Consider the following 15727-nt stretch of genomic DNA (forward strand, 5'->3'; position numbering starts at 1 on the left):
CACCTAAAAATAGTATTTTTTAGAGGAATTTAATTTTTTGAGTAGTAATATCGGCTAATTTTAAGGTCATTATAACAAATCAATGAAAGAGTTCGCCGAACTTCTGCAGCACGAATTTGAATTGCCATTATCAAATCCGGTTTTGGTGTTTTCACTAATCCTGCTCATAATATTAATATCTCCAATCGCCCTGCGAAGGTTAAACATCCCGGGTATAATCATTCTCATTGTTTCCGGGATCATTATTGGGCCTTATGGAGCAGGTATCCTGGAGCAGAATGCCGCAATTGATCTTTTCTCCACAATCGGACTATTGTACATCATGTTCATAGCGGGACTGGAGCTGGATATGAACCAGTTCAAAGCAAACCAGAACAAGAGCTTTCTCTTTGGCTTTTTTACTTTCATTATACCCCTGGGCATTGGCTTTCCTGTGTGTTTTTACCTGCTGAATTATGATTTTAATGCCAGTTTTTTAACCGCCAGTATGTTTGCCACTCATACGCTGCTCACGTATCCAATTGTGAGTAAACTGAAGGTTTCAAAAAATGAAGCTGTAGCTATTACCGTTGGAGGCACTATACTTACAGATACAGCAGTACTCATTGTGCTGGCAGTGATCATGGGAAACCACGAAGGCACCCTCAATGCAGCGTTCTGGCAACGCCTGGGAATTTCCCTGGCGATATTCTCGGCCATTATGTTCCTGCTGGTACCCAAAATAGCTAAATGGTTTTTTACAAGCATGGAGAATGAGAAGCACTCACACTACATATTTGTGCTCACAGTTGTCTTTATAGCTGCCTTTCTTGCTGAACTTGCGGGGGTAGAGCCTATTATAGGAGCATTTTTGGCGGGCCTGGCATTGAATAGATTGATCCCACATTCTTCAGCTCTCATGAATCGGGTTGAGTTTATCGGGAACTCGCTTTTCATTCCTTTTTTCCTCATCAGTGTCGGGATGCTGGTAGATATAAGCGTAATATTCAGCGGTCCCACCGCTTTAATTGTTGCAGGAACTTTGAGTGTAGTTGCCATTTTAGGAAAATGGCTGGCATCTTTTTTTACTCAGCTCAGCTTCAGGTATTCGGCTGCACAAAGGAAGGTGATCTTTGGTTTAAGCAGTGGACATGCTGCGGCTACTCTTGCTGTAATAATTGTTGGTTTTAATGCCGGGATCATTGATGAGAATATCCTTAACGGTACAATAATCCTAATTCTGGTGACCTCTATTGTTGCAACTCTGGCAACACAGAGGGCTGCAATTAAGTTAAAGGCTGAAACAGAGAAAGATCTTTCAAAAGAGGTGAAAAAAACCGAAGCTTTTAAGAATGAAACCGTCCTGTTACCTATTGCCAACATTCTTAATTTCGATAAGCTGCTGGAATTTGCTATTCTTATAAAAGATAAAACCTCCCCAAACCCAATTTCGATCCTTTCTGTAGTTCCTAATAATGCTGAAGCCGAAGTGAACATCGCCCGGGCTACTCATAAGCTTGAGGATTTTGTTTCACAGGCATCTGCCGCCGAAGCTGAAGTGACCATTCATGCTACCATTGACCAGAACGTTGCACAGGGAATTGCCCGAAAAGCAAGGGAAATGATTGCCGATCTTATCATTTTTGGATGGCCATCAGATAAAGGATTAATGGATAAGCTGATTGGAAAGAAGATGGAGCGCATTATTGCAGCCAACAATAAAACTTCCTTTATAACCCACTTCAGCCGACCTTTAGCTATGCATAAACGGCTTTTCCTGGCTGTTCCTGCATTGGCTGAAGAAGAACCCGGATTTCCGCTGTGGGTGAAAAAGATCGAAATACTTTCAAAAGAACTGAGTGTTCCTGTTGCTATAAACTGTAATGAGGTTTCAAAAAAGGCAATTTCCGCAGAGTTTAAAAAATTAAAAAGTGATTCTCCCGTGAGCTACAAGATGTTTAAGGATTGGAATGACTTTTTAATACTGGGAAGAGACATGCAGGAAGAGGACGTTGTGGTACTGGTTTCAGCAAGAAAGGGATCCATATCCTTTCAAAGTGTACTAACAGGTATTCCTGCCAAGCTCGAAAAATATTTCTTCGACAAAAGCAGGATCATCATTTACCCTTAAAGTTTTCTGAAGGAATTGAGATGAACATCTACTGGTTCTGCTGTTAAAACATAAAAAGTTAACTTTAGGGCCTATTTAAGTTTAAAAAGAACACATGTTAGAACTTGCAGGCTTAGTGATCCTGGGCATATTGGCGCAATGGGTGGCCTGGAAAACCAAAACTCCGGCAATTCTCCCGCTTATACTAATTGGTCTCTTTGTTGGACCTGTTTCCACCTTATTATCTGAAGATGGTACGAAATGGCTGGAGCCTATCTGGAATGGAGAGGAAGGGGTTTTCCCTGGAGAGAGCTTATTTTATTTTGTTTCCCTGGCTATTGCAGTAATATTATTTGAAGGAGGACTTACCTTAAGAAGAGGAGAAGTTGGGAATATAGGACCAGTCATTGTAAAACTTATAAGTGTAGGTGTTGTAGTTACCTTTTTTGGTGCAGGTCTTGCCGCCCATTTTATCTATGGCTTTTCATGGCAAATTTCATTTCTTTTTTCCTCTCTGATTATAGTTACAGGACCAACCGTTATAGCACCTATACTGCGTAATATCCCTTTAAAAACTCATGTATCGTCAATTCTTAAATGGGAGGGGATCCTCATTGATCCTATTGGAGCCCTTATAGCTGTTTTGATGTATGAGTTCATTCGTGTTGAGGGCGGGCAGGATTTTACAATGACAGCTCTAACCGAATTTGGCAAGATCATCCTCTTCGGTTTCACCTTCGGTTTCACCTTTGCTCATATCCTGGCTCTTTTAATCAAAAGACATGTAATTCCTCATTACTTGCTTAATGTCTTTACACTGGCTACAGTTCTCGGTGTTTTCGTTCTTGCCGATATGTTTGCTCACGAAAGCGGACTTTTAGCTGTAGTGGTTATGGGAATGGTCATGGGGAATAAGGATCTTCCCAACATCAAGGAATTGCTTTATTTCAAGGAATCCCTGAGTGTGCTGCTTATTTCTATCCTCTTTATTCTATTGGCCGCCAACATTGAAATATCTGAACTTATGCTCATTTTCAACTGGAAAGCCGCATTGTTGTTTGGAGCCGTAGTACTTATTGTAAGGCCTTTAGGAGTGATACTTAGCTCTCTGGGATCTAACTTAAAGGCAAACGAGATCGCCTTTATTAGCTGGGTAGGACCCCGCGGAATCGTAGCGGCAGGTATCGCCTCTCTGTTCGGATTAAAACTTGCCCGTGAAGGAGTGCCTGGGGCAGAATATATTACTCCTCTTGTTTTCATGATCGTACTTTTATCTGTATTGCTTAATGCCACTACTGCCAGGATCTTTGCAAGACTTGTGGGAGTATTTGTCAAAGATGCTGAAGGAATTCTGATCATAGGGGCATCTTCAGTTTCAAGACTGGTTGGGAAATATCTTCAGGATAATAAAAGACACGTGGTACTAATGGACAATAACGCCGATAACGTCATGAAGGCTAAAGATCTGGGCCTTGAAGCTATCGCGGGCAGCGTTTACGAAGATGATCTCTTCAATAACATTGAATTGAACGATGTTGGCTATCTTATGGCAATGACCGGAAACAGTGATATTAATAAAACCGCCATTAATAAATTCACCAGTCAGTATGGCGAAAAAGGTTCTTTCCGGCTGATATCCTCTGACGAAATGAATGATCCTGAAACCAATCCCGCAGAAGGTTTATTTTCTCATACAGATGATTACATCAAGCTAACTGAAGTGGCCAGGAGATATCCGACCATTCATGAGGTGGTTTTGAATAGCAGGAGGCATTACGAAGGATTAATAGAGATTTCCAAGACAGATTCCGAGATCATTCCTCTCTTTGTGAAGAAGGATACCGGGGAACTTGAGATCATTCCTTCTCACAGCTCTGAAGTGGAGATCAAAAACGGGTACCAACTTGTATACCTGGGCAAAAAGATCCAGAAGGAAGAGGAAGAACAGGAAGAAAATTACAAAGAAACTGTAGAGCAGCTAGATGATCATTAGTCTTCATTCATCGTCTCAAGAAGTTCTTCTGTCAACTCCAGATTGTGATATACATTCTGCACATCTTCATCTTCTTCGAACTTTTCCACGAGGTCAAGAATCTTTCTAGCATCGGTCACCGGGAGTTCTACTGTATTTAAAGGAATACGCTGTAATTCTGCATTTTTGGGCTCTATGTTCAGTTCTTCTAATTTGGCATTCATAGAACCAAAATCAGTGAAGTCTGTATAGACGTAAATAGTATCTTCTTCTTTCTCAATTGTTGTCGCGCCTCCCTCAATAAGTTCGAGCTCAAATTCTTCCATGCTTGAAGAAATGCTGTCCCGGTTAATGCTGAAGACTCCTTTCCTGTTAAATAAGAACTCCAGGGAGCCATTTGTTCCCAAATTGCCACCGTTCTTTGAGAAGATCGACCTTACCGAAGCAACTGTTCGATTTGTATTGTCTGTAGTACATTCAACAAAAAAGGCTATTCCATTTGGGCCGTAACCTTCAAAGGTCACCAGTTCATAATTATCAGCTTCTGCACCACTGGCTTTTTTGATCGCACGTTCAATAGTGTCTTTAGGCATGTTCACTCCCTTGGCATTGGAAATGGCATTCCGCAGCGCCGGATTAGCTTCAGGATCGGGCCCGCCACCATCTTTAACAGCAACACTTATATCCTTAATTGCTCTCGTGAATTGTTTAGCTCTTTTCTTGTCCTGGGCTCCTTTGCGATGTTTAATATTTGCCCATTTGCTGTGTCCGGCCATTGATTCAGTTTTTTAGTCTGTAGTTCGGAGTTCGTCGAAGTGCTTATTAAAAGCTTAGAGAGCAAAATTAAAAAAATGGAATAAACTAGTAGATTATGGGCTACAAAAGACCCGAAGAAATTATTTCATTTATATTATTAAGAAACTTATAATCAGGTTATTAAAATGCTATTTTTATCACCTAATTCGCGAAAATGAAATTTAATTTTGAAGATCTGCACGTATACCAAAAGTCACTGGATCTGGTTGATGCTGTTTACCTTATAACAAAACAATTTCCAAAAGATGAAATCTATGGAGTCACCTCACAGTTCAGAAGGGCTGCAGTGTCAATATCGCTGAATATTGCTGAAGGTTCGGGAGGCACAAAAAAAGAATTTCTTCGGTTCCTTCGAACTGCTTCTAACTCTTTAAAAGAATGTATTGTCTGTATTACTGTGGCACAGCGACAGAAATTCATCTCGGCTAAAGATCATGACGATTTAAGAGAAAAGCTGGTCGAAGTTTCGAAAATGATCTCCGGACTGAAGAAGTATCTACTAAAGGATTAGTTCAGGGTTAGGAGTCTGTAGTTCGGAGAAGAAAAATATTCTCCAAATCCCGAACTTTTAGCTACTAATTAAACAGGCTTTCTCCGAACTCCGAACTCTCGACTATGAACTAAAGTTGAACGTTAATCGTTCAACTTCAAAACCGCCATAAACGCTTCCTGTGGGATCTCTACGTTCCCAACCTGTCGCATTCTTTTCTTACCTTTTTTCTGCTTTTCAAGAAGTTTACGCTTACGGGAGATATCTCCACCGTAACATTTTGCGGTAACGTCTTTTCGAAGAGCTTTCACGGTCTCACGGGCGATGATCTTCGCACCAATTGCTGCCTGGATAGGAATGTCGAATTGCTGTCTTGGAATTAGTTCCTTCAGCTTCTCACACATTTTCTTACCTATGTCATAAGCGTTGTCAACGTGGAGTAGGGCAGATAAAGCATCAACCGTACTTCCGTTGAGAAGAACGTCTACTTTCACTAGTTTTGACTGACGCATTCCAATTGGAGAGTAGTCAAAAGAAGCATATCCTTTGGATACCGTTTTAAGCCTGTCATAGAAGTCAAAAACGATCTCGGCCAATGGCATATCAAAACTCAATTCTACCCGTTCCGGAGTGAGGTAAGTTTGATTGGTGATCTGTCCGCGTTTTTCGATACAAAGAGACATCACAGGTCCCACGAAGTCGGCTTTAGTAATGATCGTGGCTTTAATATACGGTTCTTCAACTCTATCGAGGCTGGATGGCTCCGGCAGGTCTGATGGGTTGTTGACAAGGATCACCTCATCTTTATTCTTATGGGTATAGGCGTGGTAGGAAACGTTAGGAACCGTGGTTATAACGGTCATATCGAATTCCCTTTCCAAACGCTCCTGAATGATCTCCAGATGCAGCATTCCCAGGAATCCACAACGGAAACCAAAACCAAGTGCCGCCGAACTCTCAGGAGTGAACACTAGAGAAGCATCATTAAGCTGCAGTTTTTCCATGGAAGCACGCAGGTCTTCGTAATCTTCGGTATCTACAGGATAGATTCCGGCGAAAACCATTGGTTTTACGTCCTCAAATCCCGGAACTGCTTCCGTGGTCGGATTTTTTGCATCGGTGATGGTATCCCCAACTTTTACTTCTTTAGCCTCTTTAATTCCTGTGATGAGGTAACCCACATCTCCGGTCTTGATCTCCTGCCTTGGAAATTGTTTCAGGCGTAAAGTTCCGACTTCATCAGCAAAGTAATTTTTATCGGTAGCTACGAATTTAATTTGCTGACCTTTTTTGATCGAACCATTGATCACCCGGAAATAAGTTTCCACCCCCCGGAAAGGGTTATATACCGAATCAAAAATAAGCGCTCTCAACGGTGCATCAACTTTTCCGCTTGGTGGCGGAATTCTCTCAATAATCGCAGCTAAGATCTCATCGATCCCGATTCCGGTCTTTGCACTGGCAGGTATAACATCTGATGGATCACAACCTAAAAGGTCTACGATATCATCGGTAACTTCTTCGGGATTTGCACTTGGCAGATCCACCTTGTTTAAAACCGGAATGATCTCCAGGTCGTTCTCTAAAGCAAGATATAAGTTAGAAATAGTCTGTGCCTGTATGCTTTGTGCAGCATCAACAACAAGAAGCGCTCCTTCACAGGCGGCAATAGAACGGGAAACTTCATAAGAGAAATCCACGTGCCCCGGAGTGTCAATAAGATTGAGAATATATTGCTCGCCCTTATAGGTGTAATCCATCTGGATCGCGTGACTTTTGATGGTGATCCCTCTTTCTCTCTCCAGGTCCATACTGTCCAAAAGCTGCTCCTGCTTTTCGCGATCGGTCACAGATCCTGTAGAATCCAAAAGTCGGTCGGCCAGGGTACTTTTTCCGTGGTCAATATGGGCTATAATGCAAAAATTGCGAATGTTCTTCATGTGTCAAATTCAGGATTTATTTTCCGCAGTGGGAAACCTCCGTTTAAAGCGTACAAATATAGTCTTTTTTGGAGGCCTTTAAAGAAAACTTCTTTTTTCACTCGACCTCTCAAAAATGTGTTTTAAAGCCTAATCTTCAGCACCTTCCATAAATTAATCATTGCTGAATTTATTCTTCCACCATTTAAGCTTTATTTAAGAATTGTATATCTTGGTGGCTTTAATTTTAACCTCAATCCTTTCCCCCGGGACTTATGGAAAAATCTTCTTCAACCAGCACCAACAGGTCAATTGTCATTATAGGTGCGCTGTTCTTTATCTTCGGATTCGTCACCTGGCTCAACTCAGTCTTGATCCCATACCTCAAGATCGCCTGTGAGCTCAACAATTTTCAGTCCTATTTTGTCGTGACGGCATTCTATATTTCCTACCTGGTGATGGCGCTGCCTTCGGCCTGGGTTTTACAAAGAACAGGATACAAAAAGGGAATGTCATTAGGATTGCTGGTCATAGCAGTAGGAGCGGTGATCTTTATCCCCGCAGCTAATGCGCGGACTTACGAACTATTCCTGCTTGGACTATTCGTGCAGGGAACGGGTCTTGCACTTTTACAAACTGCAGCCAATCCATATGTAGTAGTTCTCGGACCTGCGGAAAGTGCCGCAAAGCGTATTAGCATCATGGGGATTTGTAATAAAGTAGCAGGAGTTCTGGCGCCAATTGTTCTGGGAGCAATTCTCTTCAGCTCTTCCGATAATCTTACTGAAACTGTTGAAGCTCTAACCGGTGCCGAAAAAGCTGCTGCTTTGGATACCTTAGCCGAAAGGGTGATCAATCCTTACCTGGTAATGATGGGGATCCTAATCTTACTTGCCGCATTAGTTTATTTCTCTTCTCTGCCTGAAGTTGATGCCGATGCCGAAGATGAAGAACTGGCGAAATCCAATCTTTCCAAAAAGAGCATTTTTCAATTCCCCCATGTTTTCCTGGGAACCTTCGCTTTATTCCTTTACGTGGGTGTTGAGGTGATCGCCGGGGACACTATTATCAGTTATGCCAATGAAGCTCACGGAATTCCGCTGGTGGATGCGAAATTCTTTGCCAGCTTCACCCTCGGAGCTATGATCGTGGGATATGTCATTGGTATTTTTACTATTCCGAAATATATCAGTCAGGAGAATGCTTTAAAAGTTTCAGCTATTCTGGGGATTGTCTTTGGTGTGGTAGCCATTTTTAGTCCGGGGATTATTTCTGTTACTGCAATAGCCTTACTGGGAATAGCGAATGCCCTGGTTTGGCCGGCGATCTGGCCCATGGCACTTGCAGGCTTGGGAAGATTTACTAAAGTGGGTTCTTCCTTTCTAATTATGGCCATTGCCGGGGGAGCGGTGATTCCGCCCATCTATGGTTTGCTTGCCGATTCATGGGATCCGCAGCAGGCTTATTGGATCCTCATTCCTTGTTACCTTTACATCCTGTATTTCGCAACTAAAGGTTACAAGGTAAAATCTCTATAAAATATGAGCACACGCACAACAGAGCAGGCTTCCAACTACGATCATCTTGAGAAGATGTCTACGGAAGAAATCCTGATAAATATAAACAACGAAGACAAAACAATCCCGGTGGCTGTTGAAAAAGCAATTCCGCAGATTGAAAATCTGGTAAATAAAGTGGTAGACAAGATCGCGAACCACAACGGTCGACTCTTCTATATTGGCGCCGGTACCAGCGGAAGGCTGGGAGTGCTCGATGCTTCTGAATGTCCACCGACCTTTGGTGTTTCTCACAACGTGGTGATCGGGTTGATCGCCGGGGGAGATGGGGCTTTGAGAAAAGCGGTTGAAAATGCTGAAGATGACACCGAACAGGCCTGGAAGGACCTGCAGGAGTTCAGCATCTCCAAAAATGACGTTTTGGTGGGGATAGCTGCTTCGGGCACTACACCTTATGTGATCGGCGGGATCAAAGAAGCCCGTGAGAACGGACTCATCACTGCCTGCATCACCAACAACACCGGTTCACCTCTAAGTGAAGCTGCCGAAATACCTATTGAAGTTGTGGTTGGGCCCGAATTTGTTACCGGTAGTACCCGTATGAAATCGGGTACTGCGCAGAAACTTGTTCTCAATATGCTTTCCACGGCTGTAATGATAAAACTGGGGCGCGTGAAAGGAAATAAGATGGTAGATATGCAGCTTTCTAATAAAAAACTGGTGAGCAGGGGAGAACTCATGTTGATGGAGGAGCTTAAGATCTCTCAACACCTGGCCTCGACCTTACTTGAGGAATATAAAAGCGTGCGAAAAGTGCTTGAAATATTTAAGAATAAACCTGAAAAATAACATTTTACAATACACTAATTTTACCGGCTTCAGGGTTATATAACCTGAATAACTTAACCTGCTTTAAAGATCTATGCTGAAGAAAAAGCTGTTCATTACCGGCCTATTGGCCATTACCCTTGGCCTTAATGGGTGTTCTACCTCCAAACCTGTACTTCGCACTAAGAAACCTGCTTCGGAAAGAGTGGAGAAAAAACCTGCGGAAGTCACCGAAGAAATTCCTGAAGTGACCAGGAAAGAAATTGCCGAAGATCTTCCGGTGATACCCGAAGCGGTCAAGGAGAAAGCTGTAGAGGAAAAGCCTTTCCGCAGCTCCCCTTTTGTGATGCGGGAATTTAGGGCAGCATGGATAGCTACCGTTGCCAATATCAACTGGCCCAGTAAATCTGGTCTTTCTACTGCCGAGCAACAAAAAGAAGCTATAGCTCTTCTGGATTTTTTGAAGGAGCATAATTATAACGCAGTCATCTTTCAGGCAAGACCACAGGCCGATGCGCTTTACGAAAGTGAACTGGAGCCCTGGTCTTTCTTCCTTACCGGAGTTCAGGGGCAGGCGCCCAATCCTTATTATGATCCGCTGCAGTTTTGGCTGGATGCAGCTCACGAACGCGGCCTCGAATTTCATGTTTGGCTAAATCCATACCGTGCGCACCATTCTACAGGCGGGAAGGTTACAGAAGCTTCCGCAGTAAGGAAATATCCGGAGTTCATGGTAGAGCTCAAGAACGGAATGTGGTGGATGGATCCTGCTAAAAAAGCAACTCAGGATCATACTTCAGAAGTCGTGATGGATATCGTGAAGCGATATGATATTGATGGAATTCATTTTGATGACTATTTCTACCCGTATGCATCCTATAACAAAGGAGAGGATTTCCCCGATGCCGCCACCTATGCTGCGTATAAACAAAAAGGCGGAAGTCTGGCAAAAGCTGACTGGCGTCGGGAGAATGTCAACAACTTTGTGAAGAGGATCTATTCAGAAATAAAAGCTGAAAAACCAGGTGTGAAATTTGGTATAAGCCCTTTTGGGATCTATCGCCCCGGCTATCCAAGAACCATTACCGGGATGGATCAATACAGCGAACTTTACGCCGATGCCCGTTTGTGGCTTAACGAAGGCTGGATAGATTACTATTCGCCACAGCTTTACTGGAAGATAAGTCAAACGGCGCAGAGTTTTCCGGTATTGTTAGGTTGGTGGGAAAAAGAGAACCATCAAAAAAGGCATTTATGGCCGGGAATTAATATCGACTTTGGCGGGGATGATCCAAACCTGATCGAAACTGTAAGCCAGATCATGATCACCCGCGGTATGTTGCCCGAAAGTAAAGGAAGTATCCACTGGAGCATAGGTCCGCTTTTGAAATACCCGAACCTCTCTGCAGGCATCCTTGAAAATGCCTATAAGAAAAAGGCGCTGGTTCCGGCTTCTCCATGGCTAAATGATGAAGTTCCTGCAATGCCGGTTGTGAACCTGGCAACCAAAGGAGACCAGGTAATGGTTGAATGGGATCACCCTTCAAAAAACGACATTTTTCAATGGGTGGTGCATTACAAGTTTAATGGAGCCTGGGACTACAAGATCCTTAGCAAGGACGAAAGAAGCCTTCTCCTTCCAAAAATGGTAAATGGACACGCCCTTTCCCTGGTGGGAGTCACTGCGGTTGACAGGACCGGAAACCAGAGTGAATTTGTAGAGAAGAAAGTTATGGTTACTTTGCCTTAATTATATTTTAAATCGGTATTTTCCGAAGAGAGGAAGATCAAAAAATAAAGCCTTAAAAATGACATTTTTGAAACCTTACAGTTTGGCTCTTTTACTGGCGACATTCTTTGTTGCCTGTAATGATGCAAAGCAGGAACCTATTACTACTGAAGAAAATCCAACGGATGTTTATATAAAGGATGTGCAAACCGAATTCGTGCCGGACAGAAGGGTGGCGCGATTTGATGTGACAGGGGAGGAGTACGAAGGTAAATTCGTGTTGCGTGGGGAAACTACAAACCCTGAAGCTCTTGCACGGCTGAAAGAGAAACTGGATTCTGCTCAAATTGATTATGTGGACAGCATTCAGGTTTATCCTGCGAAGGATCTTGAAGGGAAGACCAATGCGCTGGTGAGGATATCTGTGGCGAATATCAGGTCAAATCCTCAACATTCGGCAGAACTGGCCACGCAGGCAACTTTGGGAACTCCGCTAAAAGTTTTGAAGAAAGAAGGGGAGTGGTACCTGGTGCAAACTCCGGACAAATACCTTTCCTGGGTAGATCATGGCGGCGTCACCCTTTATTCTGAAGAGGAACTTGAAGAATGGAAGGCTTCCGAAAAAGTGATCTTTACAGAACCTTTCGGGCAGGTCTATGAAATGGCTGCTGAAAATTCGGGAGTGGTTTCAGATGCTGTGGCAGGAAATATTTTTGAATTGAGAGGTATCAAAAATGGCTTTTTTGAAGTGGAATATCCCGATGACCGTGTAGGTTACATCAAAACTTCTCAAGCTGAAGAATATACCGACTGGCTTACAAACCTTGAAGCTTCCGAAGAGAATTTAGTTGAAACTTCAAAGCAACTTATGGGGCTTCCATACCTGTGGGGCGGGACTTCAGCAAAAGGAGTTGACTGCAGCGGCTACACGAAAACCGTATTCTTCATGAACGGAATGATCATTCCGCGGGATGCTTCGCAGCAGGTTCATGCCGGTGAATTAATTGATGAGGACAGAAACTTTGAAAAACTTCAGAAGGGGGACCTGCTTTTCTTTGGGACTCCTGCAAAAGATGGGAATAAAGAAAAAGTGGTGCATGTGGGAATGTGGATAGGTGATGGTCAATTCATCCATTCCTCGGGTCGCGTGCACGTGAGTAGCATGAATTCTGAAGCCTCTAATTTTGATGAATTTAATTACAACCGTTACCTGCGCACCAAGAGATATTTGGGCCAGGAAGATCCGAAACTTGTAAGATTAAAAGAAAGCGAGCTGTTTACCGCATCCCCTTCGCAGGGATAAATAATTGCCCCATGAAAGAGATTAAGTTTTTCCCCTTTTTGACCCTCCTGCTTTTTGCTGTTTTCAAAACATCGGCGCAGGTAATCACTCCTGAATTTCTCCAGCATCGAAACAGCAAATGGGTAGATTCTGTAATGACCGGGCTAAGCCTTGAGGAGAAAATAGGGCAGTTGATCATGGTGGCAGCTTATTCGAATCGCGGGGAAAAACATAAGAGAGAGATCCTGAAGCTCATAGAAGAGCAAAAGATCGGCGGACTCATCTTCTTCCAGGGAGACGCGGTGAGTCAGGTGGAATTGATGAATGATTACCAGGAGGTGTCAAAAGTGCCATTAATAGGGGCCATTGATGCTGAATGGGGCCTGGGAATGAGGCTGGACAATACCATTAGCTATCCTTTCCAGATGGCTTTGGGCGCAATACAAGATGAGGAACTGCTTTATGAGCTGGGAAGGGAAGTTGCACGGCAGGTAAAATTGAGCGGACTTCATATCAACTTTGCGCCGGTGGTGGATGTTAATAACAATGCCGCAAATCCCGTGATCAACTTCAGGAGTTTTGGCGAGGATAAGATCAACGTGTCCACCAAATCCATTGCCTATATGAAAGGCATGCAGGACCACAAGTTGTTCACGACAGCAAAACATTTTCCGGGTCACGGCGACACAGATACAGATTCACATTACGCCCTGCCACAGATCAACCATCCATTGGAAAGGTTAGATTCTTTGGAGTTGTATCCTTTCCGAAAACTGATTGAAGCAGGAGTTGGCGGAGTGATGGTGGCACATTTGAACATCCCGGCATTGGATGCTTCGGGCTTGCCATCAACTTTATCGAAGCCTATTATTACTGAGCTTCTTAAGGAAAAACTCAATTTCCAGGGACTTATCGTGACCGATGCCATGAACATGAAAGGTGTTACGAAGGGGAATCTTCCGGGAGTAGTGGATAAAGATGCCATACTCGCCGGAAACGACCTTCTTGAATTCACCGAAGATGTACCAAAGACCATTGAAGAAGTCAAAAAAGCAGTTGATCTTGGCCTCATTTCCGAAGCTGAAATTGATGAGAAGGTTAGAAAGATACTTTCCGTAAAACAATGGGTTGGGCTGAATGAATATGAGCCGGTGAAGAAGAAGGGGCTGGAGAAAAACCTGAATTCCCCTGCGGCCAAACTTCTACATGAACAGCTGGTGGAAGCTTCCCTCACGGTGCTCAAAAATGACAAAAACCTCATGCCTTTACAGGAGCTTGAGTTGCTCAAGATCGCTTCAGTTTCTATAGGTGCAAAGAAAAGGACTGAATTTCAAAAATCCCTGCAGCGATATGGAGAAGTGGAAGATTATCAGCTTTCTGCCGATGCAGATGCTTCAGATATTGAAGATTTGAAAAAACAACTTCAGGAGTATAACCTGGTGATCGTGGGGATTCATGACGACAGTAAATTTCCGCGGAATACCATGAAATTTTCAGATCCCCTGGTGGAATTTATAGCTGAACTTTCAGGAAAGGAGAATACTCTGATCAGCTTTTTTAAGAATCCGTATGTCATTGATAAGCTGAAGAACATTGAGAATGCTCCGGCGCTGCTCTTGACCTATCAGGATTCAGAGATGACCCAGAAGAAGGCTGCAGAAGTCATTTTTGGAGGGATAGGAGCTAACGGTAAACTTCCTGTGAGCATTGGAGAAAAATTTAGAGCCGGTGAGGGCTTGGAGGTGCAGGGAGGAATAAGGCTTAGCTACTCTCTGCCCGAGGCTGTGGGTATGAATTCCGAAGTTTTGGAACGAGGCATAGATTCGCTGATGCAGCAGGCTATGCAGCTGAAAGCCACACCCGGCGGTCAGGTTTTGGTGGCAAAGGATCAAAAAGTGGTCTTCTACAAAGCTTATGGGGAACATGTTTACCATGATACCACAAAAGTAGAGAGAACAGATCTTTACGACCTGGCTTCAGTTACCAAGATCGCTGCAACCATGCCTGCGATCATGCAGCTTCATGAAGAGGGAAAGTTTCGGCTGGATCAGACTTTGGCCGATCACCTGAAGGACTTCAAAAGATCAAATAAAAAAGATATTCCTTACCGGGATATCCTTGCGCACCAGGGAGGTTTCCAGCCGTGGATCCCGTTCTGGAAGGAAATGTATCGCAAAAATGGCAGTTTTAGATGGTGGACTGTGCAGCAGGATTCTTCGAAGAGATATCCAATAAAGATTGCAGATGATATGTACCTGCACCGCAATTACCACAAGAAGATAAGGAAGGCCATCAGGAAATCTGAACTTAGCGATAAGAAGGAATATGTGTATTCTGACTTCTTTTTTATCCTCGCCCCCTGGATCGTGCAGAATATCACCGGGGAACATTTTGACAGGTACTTACAGGAGGAATTCTATGATCCCCTTGGCGCGACCAGTCTTATGTTCAATCCATCAAAATCATTTTCTCCAGCCGATATAGTGCCTACAGAAAATGATTTTTTTTTCAGGAATAAATTGATCCACGGAGACGTGCATGATGAAGGGGCGATACTTCTGGGAGGAGTTTCGGGACATGCGGGTTTGTTCTCAAATGCCAATGATCTTGCGAAGCTTTTGCAAATGTTTCTTAATGGGGGAGAATACGGAGGCCGCCGTTACCTGGAGGAGGAAACCCTTAGTGAATTCACCCGCACTCAATTTCCGGAAAACAATAATCGCCGGGCACTCGGGTTTGATAAACCTAATCTTGAATACAGGGGAGTGAGCAACAACACAGCCAAAGATGCGACAGGAGAAAGTTTTGGGCACACCGGCTTTACGGGCACTATGGTGTGGATGGATCCAGAACACAATCTTCTATATATTTTTCTTTCCAATCGCGTTTTTCCATCGCGGGAAAACAACCGGCTTTCTCAACTCAATACACGCACACAGGTGCAGCAGGTATTATATGATGCCTTGAAAACCCCGATAAAATAGGCATTTATCTTCTGCAGCAGGAGGTTAAAATCTTTTGTTATCATAGTATTAATACTATATTTGTTTGATTTTGTTAATCTTATCAAGCACTAACCAACCAT

The 15727-nt window shown here is 43.4% G+C and carries 10 protein-coding genes; 8 read left to right on the plus strand and 2 right to left on the minus strand.

Going from position 1 to position 15727, the window contains the following annotated elements:
• Nucleotides 1-82: 82 nt before the first annotated feature.
• Together ACXYMT_RS02420 and ACXYMT_RS02425 are read left to right on the plus strand one after the other, a co-directional pair.
• A complete protein-coding gene (locus tag ACXYMT_RS02420) occupies nucleotides 83-2110 on the plus strand; it encodes a cation:proton antiporter (RefSeq protein WP_459057494.1) in 2028 nt (675 codons plus the stop codon).
• 94 nt (nucleotides 2111-2204) lie between these two features.
• Nucleotides 2205-4082 (plus strand): cation:proton antiporter, encoded by a 1878-nt coding sequence (locus tag ACXYMT_RS02425; RefSeq protein WP_459057495.1) that lies wholly within the window; start codon nucleotides 2205-2207, stop codon nucleotides 4080-4082.
• Here the strand turns inward: ACXYMT_RS02425 and ACXYMT_RS02430 are convergent.
• Nucleotides 4079-4837: a YebC/PmpR family DNA-binding transcriptional regulator gene (locus ACXYMT_RS02430; protein ID WP_459057496.1), complete on the minus strand. Its 759-nt coding sequence runs from the start codon at nucleotides 4835-4837 to the stop codon at nucleotides 4079-4081. The genes ACXYMT_RS02425 and ACXYMT_RS02430 overlap by 4 nt on opposite strands.
• Before the next feature lie 194 nt (nucleotides 4838-5031).
• Here ACXYMT_RS02430 and ACXYMT_RS02435 point away from each other — a divergent pair, with 194 nt between their 5' ends.
• Complete coding sequence (locus ACXYMT_RS02435) at nucleotides 5032-5388, plus strand: four helix bundle protein (protein WP_459057497.1); 357 nt, start codon at nucleotides 5032-5034, stop codon at nucleotides 5386-5388.
• A gap of 122 nt (nucleotides 5389-5510) precedes the next feature.
• Here ACXYMT_RS02435 and lepA read toward each other — a convergent pair whose 3' ends face one another.
• Nucleotides 5511-7307, minus strand: a complete 1797-nt coding sequence (gene lepA, locus ACXYMT_RS02440; RefSeq protein WP_459057498.1) for a translation elongation factor 4 — start codon at nucleotides 7305-7307, stop codon at nucleotides 5511-5513.
• Between the two features lie 254 nt (nucleotides 7308-7561).
• Here lepA and ACXYMT_RS02445 point away from each other — a divergent pair, with 254 nt between their 5' ends.
• The 5 genes from ACXYMT_RS02445 to ACXYMT_RS02465 all read left to right on the plus strand — a co-directional run bounded on the left by ACXYMT_RS02445 (nucleotide 7562) and on the right by ACXYMT_RS02465 (nucleotide 15626).
• Nucleotides 7562-8824 carry a sugar MFS transporter gene (locus tag ACXYMT_RS02445; RefSeq protein ID WP_459057499.1) on the plus strand — a complete coding sequence of 421 codons (1263 nt, stop codon included), beginning with the start codon at nucleotides 7562-7564 and terminating at the stop codon, nucleotides 8822-8824.
• A gap of 3 nt (nucleotides 8825-8827) precedes the next feature.
• Nucleotides 8828-9652, plus strand: a complete 825-nt coding sequence (murQ, locus tag ACXYMT_RS02450; RefSeq protein ID WP_459057500.1) for an N-acetylmuramic acid 6-phosphate etherase — start codon at nucleotides 8828-8830, stop codon at nucleotides 9650-9652.
• A gap of 73 nt (nucleotides 9653-9725) precedes the next feature.
• Entirely contained in the window at nucleotides 9726-11381 is a 1656-nt protein-coding gene (locus ACXYMT_RS02455; RefSeq protein ID WP_459057501.1) for a glycoside hydrolase family 10 protein, read from the plus strand.
• 58 nt (nucleotides 11382-11439) lie between these two features.
• On the plus strand, nucleotides 11440-12663 hold the full coding sequence (locus ACXYMT_RS02460) for an NlpC/P60 family protein (protein WP_459057502.1): 1224 nt from the start codon (nucleotides 11440-11442) through the stop codon (nucleotides 12661-12663).
• An 11-nt stretch (nucleotides 12664-12674) separates the two neighbouring features.
• On the plus strand, nucleotides 12675-15626 hold the full coding sequence (locus ACXYMT_RS02465) for a glycoside hydrolase family 3 N-terminal domain-containing protein (RefSeq protein WP_459057503.1): 2952 nt from the start codon (nucleotides 12675-12677) through the stop codon (nucleotides 15624-15626).
• The last annotated feature ends 101 nt before the right edge of the window (nucleotides 15627-15727 follow it).

The sequence above is a fragment of the Salinimicrobium sp. CAU 1759 genome (assembly GCF_054482715.1).